13 protein-coding genes are annotated in these 16,309 nt (G+C 37.5%); 5 read left to right on the top strand and 8 right to left on the bottom strand.

Annotated features, from left to right (window positions below; translation table 11 throughout):
• Positions 1–164: 164 nt before the first annotated feature.
• The 5 genes from ppx to purM all read right to left on the bottom strand — a co-directional run bounded on the left by ppx (position 165) and on the right by purM (position 6,211).
• Positions 165–1,697 (bottom strand): exopolyphosphatase, encoded by a 1,533-nt coding sequence (gene ppx, locus LW139_RS12410; RefSeq protein WP_227335507.1) that lies wholly within the window; start codon positions 1,695–1,697, stop codon positions 165–167.
• A 4-nt stretch (positions 1,698–1,701) separates the two neighbouring features.
• On the bottom strand, positions 1,702–3,783 hold the full coding sequence (ppk1, locus tag LW139_RS12405) for a polyphosphate kinase 1 (RefSeq protein ID WP_109407726.1): 2,082 nt from the start codon (positions 3,781–3,783) through the stop codon (positions 1,702–1,704).
• A 46-nt stretch (positions 3,784–3,829) separates the two neighbouring features.
• On the bottom strand, positions 3,830–4,420 hold the full coding sequence (speG, locus tag LW139_RS12400) for a spermidine N1-acetyltransferase (RefSeq protein ID WP_072068434.1): 591 nt from the start codon (positions 4,418–4,420) through the stop codon (positions 3,830–3,832).
• 107 nt (positions 4,421–4,527) lie between these two features.
• Complete coding sequence (gene purN, locus LW139_RS12395; protein WP_166540563.1) at positions 4,528–5,157, bottom strand: phosphoribosylglycinamide formyltransferase; 630 nt, start codon at positions 5,155–5,157, stop codon at positions 4,528–4,530.
• A 13-nt stretch (positions 5,158–5,170) separates the two neighbouring features.
• A complete protein-coding gene (purM, locus tag LW139_RS12390) occupies positions 5,171–6,211 on the bottom strand; it encodes a phosphoribosylformylglycinamidine cyclo-ligase (protein ID WP_109407724.1) in 1,041 nt (346 codons plus the stop codon).
• A 231-nt stretch (positions 6,212–6,442) separates the two neighbouring features.
• Here purM and upp point away from each other — a divergent pair, with 231 nt between their 5' ends.
• The 4 genes from upp to hda all read left to right on the top strand — a co-directional run bounded on the left by upp (position 6,443) and on the right by hda (position 10,991).
• Positions 6,443–7,069: a uracil phosphoribosyltransferase gene (gene upp, locus LW139_RS12385; RefSeq protein ID WP_072068431.1), complete on the top strand. Its 627-nt coding sequence runs from the start codon at positions 6,443–6,445 to the stop codon at positions 7,067–7,069.
• A 191-nt stretch (positions 7,070–7,260) separates the two neighbouring features.
• Positions 7,261–8,562, top strand: coding sequence for a uracil permease (uraA, locus tag LW139_RS12380; protein ID WP_166540562.1), 1,302 nt, complete (start codon positions 7,261–7,263; stop codon positions 8,560–8,562).
• Positions 8,563–8,829: 267 nt separating this feature from the next.
• Complete coding sequence (locus LW139_RS12375; protein WP_109407722.1) at positions 8,830–10,035, top strand: mechanosensitive ion channel family protein; 1,206 nt, start codon at positions 8,830–8,832, stop codon at positions 10,033–10,035.
• A 248-nt stretch (positions 10,036–10,283) separates the two neighbouring features.
• Positions 10,284–10,991, top strand: a complete 708-nt coding sequence (gene hda, locus LW139_RS12370; protein ID WP_166540599.1) for a DnaA inactivator Hda — start codon at positions 10,284–10,286, stop codon at positions 10,989–10,991.
• 207 nt (positions 10,992–11,198) lie between these two features.
• Here hda and LW139_RS12365 read toward each other — a convergent pair whose 3' ends face one another.
• From LW139_RS12365 to LW139_RS12355, 3 genes are all read right to left on the bottom strand, one after another.
• Positions 11,199–12,449, bottom strand: coding sequence for an MFS transporter (locus LW139_RS12365; protein ID WP_166540561.1), 1,251 nt, complete (start codon positions 12,447–12,449; stop codon positions 11,199–11,201).
• Between the two features lie 708 nt (positions 12,450–13,157).
• Entirely contained in the window at positions 13,158–13,514 is a 357-nt protein-coding gene (gene arsC / locus LW139_RS12360) for an arsenate reductase (glutaredoxin) (RefSeq protein WP_166540560.1), read from the bottom strand.
• An 8-nt stretch (positions 13,515–13,522) separates the two neighbouring features.
• The gene (locus tag LW139_RS12355) at positions 13,523–14,995 is read right to left on the bottom strand and encodes a tetratricopeptide repeat protein (RefSeq protein ID WP_109407719.1); all 1,473 of its coding nucleotides are present in this window, start codon (positions 14,993–14,995) and stop codon (positions 13,523–13,525) included.
• A gap of 154 nt (positions 14,996–15,149) precedes the next feature.
• Here LW139_RS12355 and LW139_RS12350 point away from each other — a divergent pair, with 154 nt between their 5' ends.
• Positions 15,150–16,226, top strand: a complete 1,077-nt coding sequence (locus tag LW139_RS12350; protein ID WP_166540559.1) for an AI-2E family transporter — start codon at positions 15,150–15,152, stop codon at positions 16,224–16,226.
• The last annotated feature ends 83 nt before the right edge of the window (positions 16,227–16,309 follow it).

The following is a 16,309-nucleotide window of genomic DNA, read 5'->3' as shown; positions in this document are numbered from 1 at the left end:
TCGGTCTTCTCCGTATAAAAAATATGAATCTTGAACAATATTGCGTTGGTGATGTTCATATTATGGTCACAAATCAAACCTATGTTGTTATGTGATAGTTGTTGTATGATAGATGCAACAAAAGACGCATTGACTAGCGTCTTTTTCTTTATAATATCATATTGTTAAGCAGATTCCTCTTTTATATCTAGTTTCCAGCCCGGAACTGACTGCCAATGCTCTTGTTCTTTTTCTAAATCCAACTCCATCAATGTGTTATCGGAAAGATATTTTTTAGGAAAATAAAGAGTCCAATGATTTTCATCAGTAGCTAAACGCAAAGATGCTGGTTTTGTCGTCGATTGTCGCTGATTATTAAGTAAAGTTGCTAATCTAAGTATTTGTACGAGTGGGAAATATTGTTTCTTTTTATAAAGATTAAATTTAGGCAATTCATCTAGCTTAATCCCTTTTCTGTGATAGCGAACTAAGGTTGTTAATAATAGCTGTTGTTCTTGGTTAAAACCTGGCAAATCTGTATTTGAAAGGATATAAGCAGAATGGCGGTGCAATCCACTTAAATTAATGCTTAATCCGACCTCATGTAACATGACAGCCCAAACTAAAATGGCTTCTAGATCAGGGCGAACGAGTTTAGGATTTTGTTGCGCCCATTGTTCGTAAAGGGACTGCATGGTTTCAAGTACACGTTTTGCTTGCTCTCTATCAATATTATAGTGCTCGGCAAGGCTTTTTGCTGTACGTTGGCGAATATCTTGATGGCGAAATCTGCCTTCCATTTCATAAAGCACACCTTCACGTAGAGCACCATCAGATAGGTGTAGTGCTTTTAATCCTAAAGAATCAAAAATACCGCATAAAATAGCCAAGCCTGGTACAAAAACATGCTTACGCTCATCGGATAACCCCGGTAATGAGATGTCTTTAAATTTCTTAAAGCGCAACACTTGTTTTGTTAACATAAGTAGACGTTCGGGGGTGATAACACCGTCTTTTTCGCCAAACTCAACTAAGATCTCATGAGCCGCTTTAATGGTGCCCGATGCGCCTAAAGCAACATCCCATCCCGTCATTTTATATTGCCATGCAATTTTTTCCATTTTACGTGCTGCTTTTTCTCGTGCTTTACGAAAAGCAGATTCACTAATTTTTTGCTCAGGAAAAAATTGACGACTAAAACTGACACAACCCATGCGCTGGCTTTCAATTAAGATCGGCTCAAAGTTTTCACCAATAACCAATTCTGTTGAGCCACCACCAATATCAATAACGAGTTTTCGACCTTTTTCTGATTGTGTATGTTCAACGCCCATAAAGATAAGTCGTGCTTCTTCATGTCCAGAAATAATTTCGATAGGGTAAGGGATAACTTCTTTTGCCCGTTGGAGAAAGACTTTAGCGTTAGTCGCAACACGCAATGTATGTGTGCCAACGACAGTAACATTTTCGGCAGGGAAGCCCTGTAACCTTTCAGCAAAAAGAGAAAGGGCGGAAAGCCCACGTAACATAGACTCTTCGCTTAATTCATTATTATCGTCAAGGCCATCAGCGAGATAAACACGCTGTTTTAAGCGACTTAACACTTGCAATGCGCCATTAACAACGCGCGCAATTATCATATGAAAACTATTAGAACCGAGGTCAATAGCTGCAATTTCTAAAGGACGTGGTGAAGAGTCATCTTGTGATAAAGGCATAAAATTACGCTCGTGATCCGGGTTGTTCTAACAATTTAATGTACTCATAGACAGCAAGCTGGGAACGAATTTTACGTTTATTTCCACGAGGAACATAGTTATTTGTTAAATCTTTATCAATAAAACGCGCTTTAACGGTGTCATTAAATTGAATATCTAATATATCAAGAACACGTTGTTTCAGTTGAGGATCAAGCAAAGCCACTGCAACTTCAATACGATAGTCAAGATTTCGCGTCATCCAATCGGCAGAAGATAAGAAGATTTTTTCATCACCTTTATTAGTAAAAACATAAACGCGATCATGTTCTAAAAAACGATCAACGATACTGGTAACTTGAATATTCTCACTAAATCCTGGCTGATTAGGAACTAAAGAGCACATGCCTCGCACTAAAAGCCGGACTTTGACTCCCGCTTCTGATGCGTCATAAAGACGATTAACCAACTCTTCATCGACTAAATTATTCACTTTTAATGTAATCCCAGCGGGATGCCCTGCTTGAGCACTGTGAATTTCATTAGTAATTAGTTGGTTTAAAAGAGTTCGTGAATTTTGAGGTGAAACCATCAAATGCTCAAAAATCACAGGGCGATAAGGGTTTTCTATAAAACTAAAAACGCGACGTACTTCATTGGTAATTTCAGTATTCGCAGTTAAGAGCGAATAGTCAGTATAAAGGCGCGCTGTTTTTTCGTTAAAATTCCCAGTACCAATATGGGCATAGCGAATAATTTCACCATCTTCTAAGCGAGAAATAATAAATAATTTCGCATGAATTTTTAAACCTGGAGCTGAGAATATAACGTGAACACCCGCTTCTGTTAGGCGTTTTGCCCAATGAATATTGGCCGCTTCATCAAAACGAGCTTGTAACTCTACAACCACAGTGACTCGTTTACCGTTGTGTGCTGCATGGATCATGGAATCTATAATTCGAGAGTCTTTTGCAACACGGTAAATATTGATTTTGATTGAAATAACGCTTGGGTCAAAAGAGGCTTGGCGCAACAATTCCAGCACATGCTCAAAAGTATGATAAGGATAATAAAGCAAGACATCACGTTCCCTAATGGCGTCAAAACCATTACGGAAATTATCAAACCAAATATGGCGTAAACGTGGAATAGGTTTATTTAATAGAAATTTACTACCTTCATTTGGAAAGTTAATAAAGTCTTTAAAGTTATGATAACGTCCCCCTGCAATAACGGAGTCGTTATTTGATAAACCTAATTTACTGCGTAGTAATGCTACCATTTCATCTGGCATATCACGTTGGTAAACAAAACGCACAGGCTCTGCGGTAAGACGTTGTTTTAAGGTTGAGGACATCATTTCAAGTAAACTTGATTCCATTTCTGTCGCAAGATCGTACTCCGCATCTCGCGTCATTTTCATAGAATAAGCATTCAATGAGTCATAATCAAAAAAACCTTTAAAAACTTCATCAAGGCAGTAACGTAAAATATTATCCAATAAAATCATGGATTTTTTCTTACTTCGTCCTTGATCCGTTGGCAGAATAACAAAGCGAGGAACTTTATCTGATGGAATTTCTAATAAGGCGTAATGAATAGTTTGCCCTTGTGCAATTTCAACGGCCAAATAGGTATAGTCGTCTTTAAGAAACTCAACCAAATTGGTTTCAGGATTAATTAAAATGGGCGTAATGTGTTTTCTTAAGTTTTGGCGAAAATATTGGCGTAACCAGATTTGTTGATTAGGTGAGATTTGACGTTCATTGATTAAGAAGATTTGATTTCGTGCCATCTCAAGCAATAAATCGTTATATAAAGCATCAAACTCTTGGTCAGCTTTAGCCACTTTTGACTGAATTTTTTTGATAAGATGGCGAGCATGACTTGAAGCAGAGCGAGAGCCTCGCTCTTCATTAATTAAGATACGGCGTTTAACATCAGCAAAACGGACTTTATAGAACTCATCAAGATTATTTGAATAGATCCCCAGAAACCTGACTCTTTCAATTAACGGGTTTCGTTTGTCAGCCGCCTCTTGTAATACACGTTCATTAAACGCAAGCCAACTGATCTCTTTATCAATATAGAGTCGTTCCTGGGACATCTGAACTCCAACTAGGGTTAAAGTTAAATCTTAATATCTGAATAAATCAGACATGTTGCTTAATAGTCGCACCCGGTTTGACAAAATTTTCGGGTTTTGCTTCTTTGGCTTTTTGCTCAAAATAAGGTGCTTGGAATGTACACATTCTAATTGCAGAACGATAGGCACCGTTAACAAAAAACTCATCTATTAAATCACCTTCTTTTTTAAAGCCAAGCTTTTCATAAATATGAATCGCTTTAGCATTCTCTTTATCAACGATTAAATAGAGTTTGTATAAATTAAGTACAGAAAAAGCATAATCCATCGCCAATTTTGCAGCTCTTGCGGCATAGCCATGACCCTGATGTGCAGGTGCAATGATAATTTGGAATTCGGCACGACGATGAACATAATCAATTTCAACCAACTCGACAAGTCCCACTTTAGTGCCTTCACTTTCAGCAATAAAGCGGCGTTCACTTTGGTCGTGAATATGTTTTTCATATAAGTCACTTAACTCAATAAAAGCCTCATAAGGCTCTTCAAACCAATAGCGCATAACGCTGGCATTGTTATCAAGTTGATGGACAAAAGAGAGATCTTCTCGTTCGAGAGGACGTAATTTTATAGGTGGAACTTTCCTACCACCGGACATAAGCACCTCGGTGAATGCATTGAATAAAAAAGAGAAAAGGGTGACACAAAAAAAGTCACGCGGGCTACAGTGTAGCACAATGTGACTTTTTAGCTTAAGCGAAATAGTTAATCAAGGCTGTCGAACAACGCGATATCATCAAGGAAAGCTTGATTATTCTTCATAGTCAATCGGTCTTCAGCTAACCAGCTGATCGCTAATGGGTAGATTCGATACTCTTCTATTTGTATTTTAGCTTGTAATGATTGTTCAGTGTCATCCGGCAAAACAGGAATACGTGCCTGAATAATCATTGGGCCACCGTCAAGTTCTTCTGTAACAAAATGGACGGTAACACCATGAAAAGAGTCTTTATTTGCTAAAACTTGGCGATGAGTATGCAGCCCTGGATATTTAGGAAGCAAAGAAGGATGAATATTTAATAATTTATGCTGATAATGAGTGACAAAATAAGATGATAGAATGCGCATGAAACCTGCTAAAACTACAATATCAGGCTGATAAGCATCAATTTTTTCTATTAGCGCTTTATCGTAATCAGCTCTATCATTAAATTCGGTTGGATCAACAAAATAGGCTGGGATCTCAGCCTTTTTTGCTCGTTCAAGGCCAAAAGCATCCGCTTTATTGCTGAAGACAGCAACCACATTACCTGTGATTTTATGTGCCCTACAGGCGTCAATAATCGCCTGTAGGTTGCTGCCGTTTCCTGAAATAAGGACAACGATATTTTTCATTCACATGTTTTCATTAGTTAATAATAACTTGTGCTTCACCTGCGGCTTGTGGTGCAATTTCACCGATGAGCCATGCATTTTCACCACATTTTGCAAGGTGTGCTAATGTTTTTTCAACATCATTTGGGTTAACTGCAATTAATAGTCCGACACCACAGTTAAAGGTGCGGTACATTTCATGTGTGCTAACTTGTCCTGCTTCTTGTAACCACTTGAAGACAATCGGCCATTCCCAACTGTGACTTTCGATGCGAGCTTGCGTATTTTCAGGTAGTACGCGAGGAATATTTTCCCAAAAACCGCCACCTGTAATATGTGCAACTGCATGAATATCAACATTCTCAATTAATGACAGCAGTGATTTCACGTAAATACGTGTAGGCGCTAATAGGTGATCAGCAAGTGATTTGTCACCTAATGATGTGCTATCTGCTTGTGTATTACTGACTTCAAGAATTTTTCTGACTAATGAATAGCCATTAGAATGAGGGCCACTGGATGCTAAAGCAATTAATGCATCACCGGCTTTAACTTTACTGCCATCAATAATCTCTGACTTTTCAACCACGCCAACACAAAAGCCTGCGATATCATAATCATTGCCATGATACATACCGGGCATTTCTGCTGTTTCGCCACCCACTAACGCACAGCCTGATTGTTTACAACCTTCAGCGATACCTGTTACAACTCGTGCTGCGGTATCGACATCTAATTTTCCTGTGGCATAGTAGTCAAGGAAGAAAAGGGGTTCGGCGCCTTGAACAATTAAATCGTTGACACACATTGCGACTAAATCAATACCGATGTCATCATGGCGATTTAAATCCATCGCAAGGCGGAGTTTTGTACCTACACCATCGGTGCCTGAAACTAAAATAGGTTCGCGGTATTTAGATGGAATTGCACATAGTGCACCAAAACCACCTAACCCCCCCATAACTTCAGGACGGCGAGTTTCTTTTACTACACCTTTGATACGATCGACTAAAGCATTACCTGCATCAATATCGACACCGGCATCTTTATAGCTGAGAGAGGATTTGTTAGTCACGTAGAGCCCTCACGGCAAGTTGCTGTTAAGAAAAAATGTGTGCGGGCGCTATTCTAACAGGCAAAGCAAACGTTTGCGAGGATCTTCTTTCTGGGTCACAATTATTCATGTTGGCGTGGTTAAAAGCTGTGCGCTTGATCAATATCAATAGAAAAACGATGGAATGTTGGCAAAAAAGCGGTATAATCTCGCGATTTTTTTGTCAGGCTGCGTCGTACATTAGGAGAAATTATGAAGATCGTTGAGGTAAAACACCCACTCATTCAACATAAATTGGGGCTGATGCGAGATCATGATATAAGCACTAAGCGCTTTCGTGAACTGGCTTCAGAAGTTTCCAGTCTACTGACGTATGAAGCTACCGCCGATTTAGCAACAGAGACGGTAACAATTGAAGGTTGGTGTGGTCCGGTAGAGATAGAACAGATTAAAGGAAAAAAAATCACAGTAGTTCCTATCCTCCGTGCAGGTATCGGGATGATGGATGGAGTATTAGAAAATATTCCTAGTGCCCGAATCAGTGTTGTTGGCGTTTACCGCGATGAAGAAACCTTAAAACCCGTCCCTTACTTCCAGAAATTAGCATCCAATATTGAAGAGCGTATGGCTCTTGTTGTTGACCCTATGTTAGCAACAGGCGGCTCTATGATTGCCACAATTGATTTATTAAAAAATGCGGGCTGTACTTCAATTAAAGTATTAGTACTGGTTGCTGCTCCAGAAGGTATTAAGGCATTAGAAGAAGCTCATCCAGATGTGGAGTTATACACTGCATCGGTTGATAGCCATCTTAATGAGCATGGGTACATCGTTCCAGGTCTTGGCGATGCTGGTGATAAGATATTTGGTACAAAATAATAATTAAGCCGACTTTGATAGTCGGCTTTTTTTTGGACCACTTATTTGTTCTATACTCTAAATATTTTAAGGTGCAGTTAGATGGCTAGGGCGAGTGGGTCTAGTCAGCAACATGGCGACTTAAAGTAAGACGAGTATGAAGTTAAAAATACAAACCAATTTCACATTCATATTAAAGAGAGGTCGTAAGCATGACTCGTCGTGCAATCGGGGTAGAAGAGCGCCCACCATTATTACAAACAATTCCGTTGAGCCTTCAGCATCTGTTTGCAATGTTTGGCGCTACCGTACTTGTGCCAATATTATTTAAAGTTAATCCGGCAACAATATTGCTATTTAACGGGATCGGAACCCTGCTTTATCTCTTTATTTGTAAAGGACGCATTCCTGCATATTTAGGTTCAAGTTTTGCGTTTATCTCACCTGTACTTTTGCTGTTACCATTAGGGTATGAATTAGCACTAGGGGGATTCATCGTCTGTGGCGTGTTATTTTGTCTTGTGGCAGGTATTGTAAAAATAGCAGGGCGAGGCTGGATTAATGTGATGTTCCCACCTGCGGCAATGGGCGCAATCGTTGCCGTTATTGGTTTAGAGTTAGCAGGAACCGCAGCAGGAATGGCGGGTTTATTACCAAGTGCAGATGCACCAGTTGATAATCAAACATTGCTTATCTCTATGGTTACTTTAGGTGTCACTATTTTAGGTTCAGTGATGTTTAGAGGATTCCTTGCAATTATTCCTATTCTTATAGGGGTATTAGCGGGTTATGCACTTTCTTTCTTCTTAGGGGTTGTTGATGTAACGCCTATTAAAGAAGCTAATTGGTTTGCACTACCAACATTCTATTCACCACGTTTTGAATGGAGTGCTATCTTTATTATTCTTCCTGCGGCATTAGTGGTTATTGCTGAACACGTTGGTCACCTTGTTGTGACAGCAAATATTGTGCAACGCGATTTAATGAAAAATCCGGGCTTACATCGTTCAATGTTCGCAAACGGTTTCTCCACCATTATTTCTGGTTTTTTTGGTTCAACGCCAAATACCACATATGGTGAAAATATTGGTGTTATGGCAATTACCAAAGTCTATAGCTCGTGGGTTATTGGTGGCGCAGCAATATTTGCAATCTTATTATCCTGTGTGGGTAAATTAGCCGCCGCTATTGCTGCTGTTCCTGTTCCAGTGATGGGTGGAGTATCTTTATTACTTTATGGTGTCATTGGTGCATCAGGTATTCGTGTTTTGTTAGATTCAAAAGTGGATTACAACAAACCGCAAAACTTGATATTAACTGCCATTATTCTGATTGTTGGTGTGAGTGGTGCTTCAATTCACATTGGTGCGGCTGAATTAAAAGGTATGGCTTTAGCAACAGTAGTGGGTATTGTTTTAAGCTTAATCTTTAAATTAGTCAGTGTGGTTCGACCTGAATCAGAATTTGTAGATAACACGATTGAATCAGTCAGTGGTACAGCAAATAAAAAATAAGTGATATGTTGAAGTTAACGAAAAAGGCGGATTATATCCGTCTTTTTTATTGCATCTTGTTTTTATGTTAAAATTAAAAACTGAGATATTTAACTTTTTAAGTGTTTAAAACTTAGAAAAGCATCAATAATTCAATCATGATGTTTATTTAAATTAAATAAATGAGACAATGGATGTCTGTTCTTATGCGAAATAGGCATTTAGTTACTATTTAAGTGGCATTCGTTTTAAGGTTGGAAAAGACTCAAAAAAGGTATAACGCAATTTATGGAAAAACTCATTGAAGTTTATGATTTCATAACATCAAAGCAGATATTTACCACAATATTCTTAGTTGTTGTGTTGCTGGTGGTATGGTTTCTCGCCAAGATGATTTTCCGTCGGATTGCAAAGCGATTGCTTTTTTTATTTACTGAACTTTCAGATGAAGAAACGATAGAAGACATTGCTAAAAAGAGTGCTTCTATAGTTGCAGTAACATTAGTTCTTTATATTAATCAGTTATTACCATCTTTTTCACATGAGATGAATGTTATCTTTGAGACGGTTGCTCGTGCTTTTATTATTATCAATATTGCCTCATTGCTTAATAATGCTCTCGATATTTTTAACATTAGACATGCCAAAAAGGCGTGGCATCGGAATAATTCCATTAAAGGTTATATTGAAATTGCCAAAATCGTCGTTTGGATAATTTCTTTTATCCTGATCATTGCACTTTTTACTGAACAATCACCACTTATTATTATCTCAAGTTTTGGTGCTATTGCTGCGGTATTAATGTTTGTTTTTCAACATACTCTTATCTCATTTGTTGCCAACATTCTTATTTCTAACGGTAAAGTTTTAAAGCTTTATGATTGGATAGAACTGCCAAGTAGTAATATCAGTGGTGAGGTGATTGATATCGCATTACACACTATCACAGTCCGTAATTGGGATAACACGATTTCACGTATTCCGACAAAGGATTTTTTGACAGAAAAATATACTAACTGGCAACCGATGTTTTCATCTGGAGGGCGTCGGATTAAACGTAGCTTTTATATTGACCAATCTTCGATTTCATTTGCAACGGAAGAATTAGTCCTTGAATTAAAAAATACTGCACATCTTCGTAAGAGCATAGAAACAATGCTTGAAGGCAAAGAAGAAGAAATTGGTGATATTAATGCATGGCTAGAAACAAAAGGGGTGACCAATTTACAGTTATTTAGAAAGTACATGTTAAATTGGATAAAAATGCGTGGTGATGTTAGGCCTGATATGTATTTAGTGATAAGAACAATGCCACCAACACCCATGGGATTACCCGTAGAGTTATACTGTTTTACCAGAGCGACAACATGGGTAGAATATGAAGAAACGCAATCTGAGATTTTTGAGTATATAAATGCATCAGCTAAATATTTTAAGCTTGATATTTATCAGCAGCCTTCAGGTAATGATGTCGCGAAATTAAAATTCAGATAATAAAAACATTAATTAGACAAAGAATACTTTTTGGGTTTTACGCTAAATAATTTGAAGTATAGCTTGGCAACTCCTGTAAATAAACAAGGTCAATGTTAGGGAAACTTGAAGCATGAGTGTTCATAAAATAGGCTATCACGAAAATCTTGCTGTTATCTTAATCAGTGTCATGTGCTTTTTTAATATTGGTTCTGACCTTGTGAGAATTTGTGTTAGAATCACCACGTTTATTAAACTATTCAGGTGAGGTGCTTCTGAATACGCCGTCACAGCTATCATTACCACTATCTCTGCCCGATGACGAGACATTCGATAGCTTTTATGCAGGGGAAAACGCGTCATTAGTCGCGGCAATTCGAACCGCCATTCATCAATCTCATGGCAGTTATATCTATTTCTGGTCCCGTGACGGAGGTGGAAAGAGCCATCTATTACATGCTGCATGTGCTGAACTTTCATTAAATGGTGATGCTGTTGGGTATGTTCCGCTTGATAAACGAGCCTATTTTGTTCCCGATGTCCTTGAGGGCATGGAGCATTTATCATTAGTTTGTATTGATAATGTCCAATGTATTGCAGGTGATGAAGAGTGGGAACTCGCCTTATTTAATCTTTATAATCGAGTTTTAGAGCATGGTCGAACTTGTTTATTAATTACCGGGGATAGACCACCTCGCCAAATTGAATTACAACTTCCTGATTTAGCATCTCGTCTTGATTGGGGGCAAATTTACCGTTTGCAGCCATTAAGTGATGAAGAAAAAATTCAAGCATTACAATTAAGGGCAAAGCTTCGTGGTTTCGAATTACCTGAAGATGTAGGTCGCTTTGTGTTAAAACGTCTTGATAGAAAAATGCGGACACTCTTTGAAATGCTTGATGAACTTGATCACGCTTCTATTGTAGCTCAACGTAAACTCACTATTCCCTTCGTGAAAGATATTCTTAAACTATAGCTTTTACCTCAATACTATCCCTCATCGAATTAGGTGAGGTGAATAACACAAATTTTCCTCTATTGTTTAAATTAAACCAATTAAAGGTAATGATTTTTCGTTATTTTTAATGGTGTTTTTTTGTATTAAAAACTATAAAAAAACCGCTTGTCTTTATAAAAGGCAAGCGGTGAGAAATACAAACAATAAAGGAGGAGGGTTAAATAATTAGTGTGCTTCTACTACTTTAGTTTTCTTCTGAGGTACCAGTAAGAAAATCAGATAAAGTGCAGTAATTGCAACTGTGTAGCCTGTGAAAATTAACCAGAATGATTTCCAGTCAACAGCACCATTTGTGGTATATAAGTCAATGACCCAGCCACTTAACATTGCACCTAAATAAGTACCAAAACCGTTCACTAAGGTCATAAACATACCTTGTGCAGTGGAACGATATTGTAATGGGATCTCTTTTTCTAAGAACAGTGAACCTGAAATATTAAAGAAGTCGAAAGCACAGCCATACACAATCATTGATAATAATAAGACGATTTGTCCCAATGATGTGTAGTCGCCGTAAGCAAAGAAACCGAAACGTAAAATCCAAGCAATCATACTAAATAAAACAATAGTTTCGATTCTTACACGTTTTAGTAACAGAGGTAGGAATAAAATAAAGACAACTTCTGAAATTTGCGAAATAGATAAGAATACAGAAGGATAACGTGCAAAGAATGAATCATCAGCGTTTGGTAATGCTGCAATATCTTGCAGGAATGGTACACCAAAAGTATTCGTAATTTGCAGAACAGATCCTAACAGTGTTGCGAAGAATAAGAAAACAACCACGTTTTTCTTTTTGAAAACTTGCAAAATATTAGAAAGACTAAATGCCACTTCTTCTGTTTTAGCTTCATTTTTATCAACAGTTTTTGTTGCAGGTAAGAACATGGCAAAAACAGCGAGAATAATAGACGCAATCGCAGCCACAAAGAGTTGATGATAGCTATTACCTAAACCTAAGAAGCTAATAACCCACATGGCCGCGATAAAACCGACTGTGCCGTAAACACGGATCTTTGGAAAGTAGTTGTTAGGTTCTAAATGTTTTTGCTCTAACAGTTCAAAGATGATGCTGTTTGCCATTGAAATACTTGGCATAAAGAATAATAAATGCAGCAGGGTAGCAAAAAATAATGTAGTAACAGTCGTCATTTGCGACATTAACACTAATGCTAATGCGGAAAAAATATGCAGGGTAATAAATACTAATTTGCGGTTGTTTATTTTATCTGCAATAAATCCCATAATGACAGGTGCGATAAGTGAGGCAAGCCCAAGAGCACTGAAAATAAGCCCAACATCACTACCTTTAAAATGCAGTTCTCCAAAGAGGTACGAGGCAAATGTTACTAGCCAAGATCCCCATATAAAGAACTGGAGGAATGAGACAAGTTTTAATCTAAGTACGATATTCATCTGTTTTCCTATTAGCCTAGCAATCACCCGACACCATAATGATGATTGGTTAGTTTTAATTGCCCATAATGTTGGCTATAACGTTGTTTATTTCATATACATCTATAACTTCATTTCACACCGATTAATTGTCATCAAATTAAAAATTAACAACTAAAGAAGAGATAGAGTAAATAACAAATTGAAAGTTTATTGCTGTATTGCAGTATTATTTAAAATGTATTTTTTTTGTTAATTTCTTTCTTGGATGATAATGGAAAAATAGAGTGGCGAGAATTTAGTGTTTATCAACTCTGCTATCATATTTTCTGATGCCCATGATATGTAGGAACGCATTTGTGTAAAGAGACTTGAGTCACAATATAAATGAAACACATGATTATTTTTTTCTTTTTAAGGTGACCTATAGTGGGATAGTGTGATCTTGATAGACTTTCCAAAAAATGACGATTTATTAGCCATAAAAAATATGAAACTGAGATGAATTTTTTTGAAGGCAAAAAGAGATTGATTTTTTTCTGTTGAGGAAATAAAGAACACTTTATTAATTGCTGTGATTACAATTTAATAACATTTGGTAATTTATGCCTAAATGGGGAAAAGAGAGTAAACGGTTGCGGATTAATGATAAAACAAAAAATAAAGCCTATTTCACACATCGCAAAGTATAGGCTTTAATTTTCGGAACTTAGCTATAAATTCTAGCTCTTAGCTAAATAACTCTTTCACTTGCTCTGGTGGGCGACCTAAACGGGCTTTATTCCCAACAATCACAATAGGGCGCTCAATAAGTTTAGGATTTTCATGCATTGCTTGAATTAATGCATCTTGCGATGTTTCGTCAGCAAGTTTGAGTGTTTTATAGATCTCTTCTTTTGTACGCATTAATTTTCTTGCATCATCAAACCCTAGCGCTTTAAGAAGTGTTTTAATTTCTGTTACTGAAGGCGCTGTGTCTAAGTAGAGATTAATCTCAGGGGTTACTTGCATTTCTTCTAATAAATGTAAGGTTTCACGGCTTTTTGAACAGCGTGGATTATGATAAATCGTCACTTTCTTGGTCATGTTGTCCCTTATTTAAATTGACTGTCTCTTTGCTGTATTTTTCTTAACTGGTCAATACGTGCATCAAAGCGTGCTTGGTCGTTACTGCCCAGTTTAACTTGTCTGCTTGCATCACCTAAATAACGGATCGCTGTTTCAAAGTCACCTCGGAGTGCTAAATCTTCCGCATAAGCCGCTAATTCATGAGCTCTATCACCTTGTTTAGCTGAGTTTTCTGCCATTAATTGCCAGCCAATAGGATCATTTGGATTATCAAAGGTATAACGATAAAGCAGACGATTAGCTTCGTTATATTGTTTATTATGTATATAAGAATTAGCCAAGTTAGCAATAATAACGTTGTTATTAGGGTTCTGCTTTAATGCCAATTGCAATCTTGCGACAGCATCACTTGCCCGATTTTGTTCTAAATCGATATCTGTCATTGCATCAATAAGCCAAATATTATTAGGCTCTTTTTCTAACATTGGAGTGAGTAATTTTCTTGCGTCATCAAATTTACGATCACGAGAGTAAATGAGTATTTGTGCATAGTTAGCCGCTAATTTTTCAAGCGTAGTACCTTGCTTAAACTGATCAAGCGTTGTTTGAAATGCATTATCCGCGGTGGGATTTTTATTTAGCATGGTTAATACACGCATTTTAGCAAACAGAAAATCTGCTGACTGAGGAAGTTGGCGCGCAGGATATTGGCTAGCTCGGCTTCTTGCATCGGATAATCGGCTATCCGGTAAGGGGTGCGTTAATAACATTTCAGGCGGTTTAGAACTATAGCGAACTTGGTCTGCAAGAATTTGCATAAAATCAGGCATCCCTTTGGGATCAAATCCAGCTCGATAGAGTGTTTGAATTCCAATACGATCTGCCTCTTGCTCGTTCATTTGTGTAAACGTGATCATATTCTGCTGCATCCCCGCCATACTCCCCGTAAAGGTTGCAAGCCCAGCGTTGGGATTGGCCATAAATATCAAAATAGAACCTAATACGCCAGCAAGTGCAAGAGGGGTTGTTTTTGCCTGATCTTCTAGCATTCGTGCTAAATGACGTTGAGTAACATGCGTGATTTCGTGAGCCATAACAGAGGCTAATTCACTTTCAGTTCGGCTATAGCGAAAGAGTGCGGAATGTAAAACAATGTTTCCCCCAAAATAAGCAAAGGCGTTAATATTGGGGTTATTAACTAAATAAAAGTGAAAAGGGGTTTTTACTGAGTTGGCATTAGAAACGAGTTTCTGCCCTAAATTATTAATGTAGTTAGAAAGTAAGGGGTCAAAAACTAATGGTGCACTATTTCGCAGTTGGCGAGTATAGTACTCACCCATAGCGATTTCTTGATTAATACTTAGCGTTGAACCTGCAGTGGTTCCCATATCAGGTAAAGAATCTTCAATATCAATCGCAGCATGTGCTGGTACTACTGATGTTGATAGCAGCGCAGAAACAAGAAGCGCGACTAATGGTTTTTTAAGTCTGAGTTTCATACAACTGTATCCTGATGGCTATCTTAACGAAAAATTAATAATTAATGATGTATGATAGCAAAACCTAACGTAAAATCTGTCAAAAGATTATTGCTTATATGAATGAATACATATAGCTCTATTGTTCTGATTATTATAAAGGATCTTTATTTTCATGCTGGACTTGCTTGTTCAATGGTACAAACGCCGATTTGCTGATCCACAAGTTATCGCCCTTGTGGTTATCTTAATTGCAGGCTTTTCAATTCTGTACTTCTTCAGTGGCATACTCGCTCCTTTGTTAGTGGCAATTGTACTTGCCTATCTTTTAGAGTGGCCAACTCATTTACTTGAGAAATTAGGATGTGCCCGAATTTGGGCCGTATCGATAATTCTGACACTTTTTATCGGTATTAGTGCCATCGTTATTTTGATTTTAGCACCAACGGTTTGGCAACAAGGGATGACTCTAATTTCAGATATCCCAAATATGATCAATAAGTTCAATGCATTTGCACATGAATTGCCTGATCGTTTCCCTGCATTAATGGATGCGGGTATTGTTGATATGATGGCAGAAAACTTACGTAGTAAGTTCTCAACAGTTGCGGAATCTGTCTTAAAGGTGTCTTTAGCTTCATTAATCGGTGTTATCACACTTTCTATTTATCTTATTCTTGTTCCTTTAATGACGTTCTTTTTGCTTAAAGATAAGCAACAAATGCTTAATGCTGTGCGTCGTGTTTTACCAAAAAATAGAATACTGGCAGCGCAAGTTTGGATTGAAGTTAATCAGCAAATAACCAACTATATTCGCGGCAAAGTGACAGAAATGGTTATTGTTGGCATTTTTACTTATTTTGTTTTTGCCTTCTTCGATCTACGTTATTCCGTACTGCTTGCTGTTATTGTCGGTGTCTCTGTTTTAGTGCCTTATGTTGGTGCTGTTTTAGCGACGATCCCTGTGATTGTTATTGCGCTTTCTCAATGGGGATTAGGATCTGATTTTTGGGCGTTATTCATCGCTTATCTTGTTGTTCAAGGATTAGATAGCAATTTATTAGTGCCAATTTTGTATTCTGAAGCCGTCAATATGCACCCTTTAGTCATTATATTGTCAGTGATTATATTCGGTGGAATGTGGGGATTTTGGGGCGTTTTCTTTGCTATACCATTAGCAACATTGATAAAAGCAGTATTGCATGCATTACCCGATGAAATTGCGAATGAGCAACATATAAAGAAAAGCTAAGTATCGCCTTGAATGTATTAACAAAAAACAAATAAAAAACAGACAGTGTAAACTGTCTGTTATCTTATCATTTTAACCATTTA

It is taken from the genome of Proteus vulgaris (assembly GCF_023100685.1).
Lineage (GTDB): Bacteria > Pseudomonadota > Gammaproteobacteria > Enterobacterales > Enterobacteriaceae > Proteus.
This window is presented reverse-complemented; position numbering and strand designations above follow the sequence as displayed.

Bases quoted from the DNA above. Each gene is read 5' to 3' on its own strand.
- ppx (WP_227335507.1), bottom strand. From the start codon at position 1,697: ATGCCTTTATCACAAGATGACTCTTCACCACGTCCTTTAGAAATTGCA.
- ppk1 (WP_109407726.1), bottom strand. From the start codon at position 3,783: ATGTCCCAGGAACGACTCTATATTGATAAAGAGATCAGTTGGCTTGCG.
- speG (WP_072068434.1), bottom strand. From the start codon at position 4,420: ATGTCCGGTGGTAGGAAAGTTCCACCTATAAAATTACGTCCTCTCGAA.
- purN (WP_166540563.1), bottom strand. From the start codon at position 5,157: ATGAAAAATATCGTTGTCCTTATTTCAGGAAACGGCAGCAACCTACAG.
- upp (WP_072068431.1), top strand. From the start codon at position 6,443: ATGAAGATCGTTGAGGTAAAACACCCACTCATTCAACATAAATTGGGG.
- uraA (WP_166540562.1), top strand. From the start codon at position 7,261: ATGACTCGTCGTGCAATCGGGGTAGAAGAGCGCCCACCATTATTACAA.
- LW139_RS12375 (WP_109407722.1), top strand. From the start codon at position 8,830: ATGGAAAAACTCATTGAAGTTTATGATTTCATAACATCAAAGCAGATA.
- LW139_RS12365 (WP_166540561.1), bottom strand. From the start codon at position 12,449: ATGAATATCGTACTTAGATTAAAACTTGTCTCATTCCTCCAGTTCTTT.
- arsC (WP_166540560.1), bottom strand. From the start codon at position 13,514: ATGACCAAGAAAGTGACGATTTATCATAATCCACGCTGTTCAAAAAGC.
- LW139_RS12355 (WP_109407719.1), bottom strand. From the start codon at position 14,995: ATGAAACTCAGACTTAAAAAACCATTAGTCGCGCTTCTTGTTTCTGCG.
- LW139_RS12350 (WP_166540559.1), top strand. From the start codon at position 15,150: ATGCTGGACTTGCTTGTTCAATGGTACAAACGCCGATTTGCTGATCCA.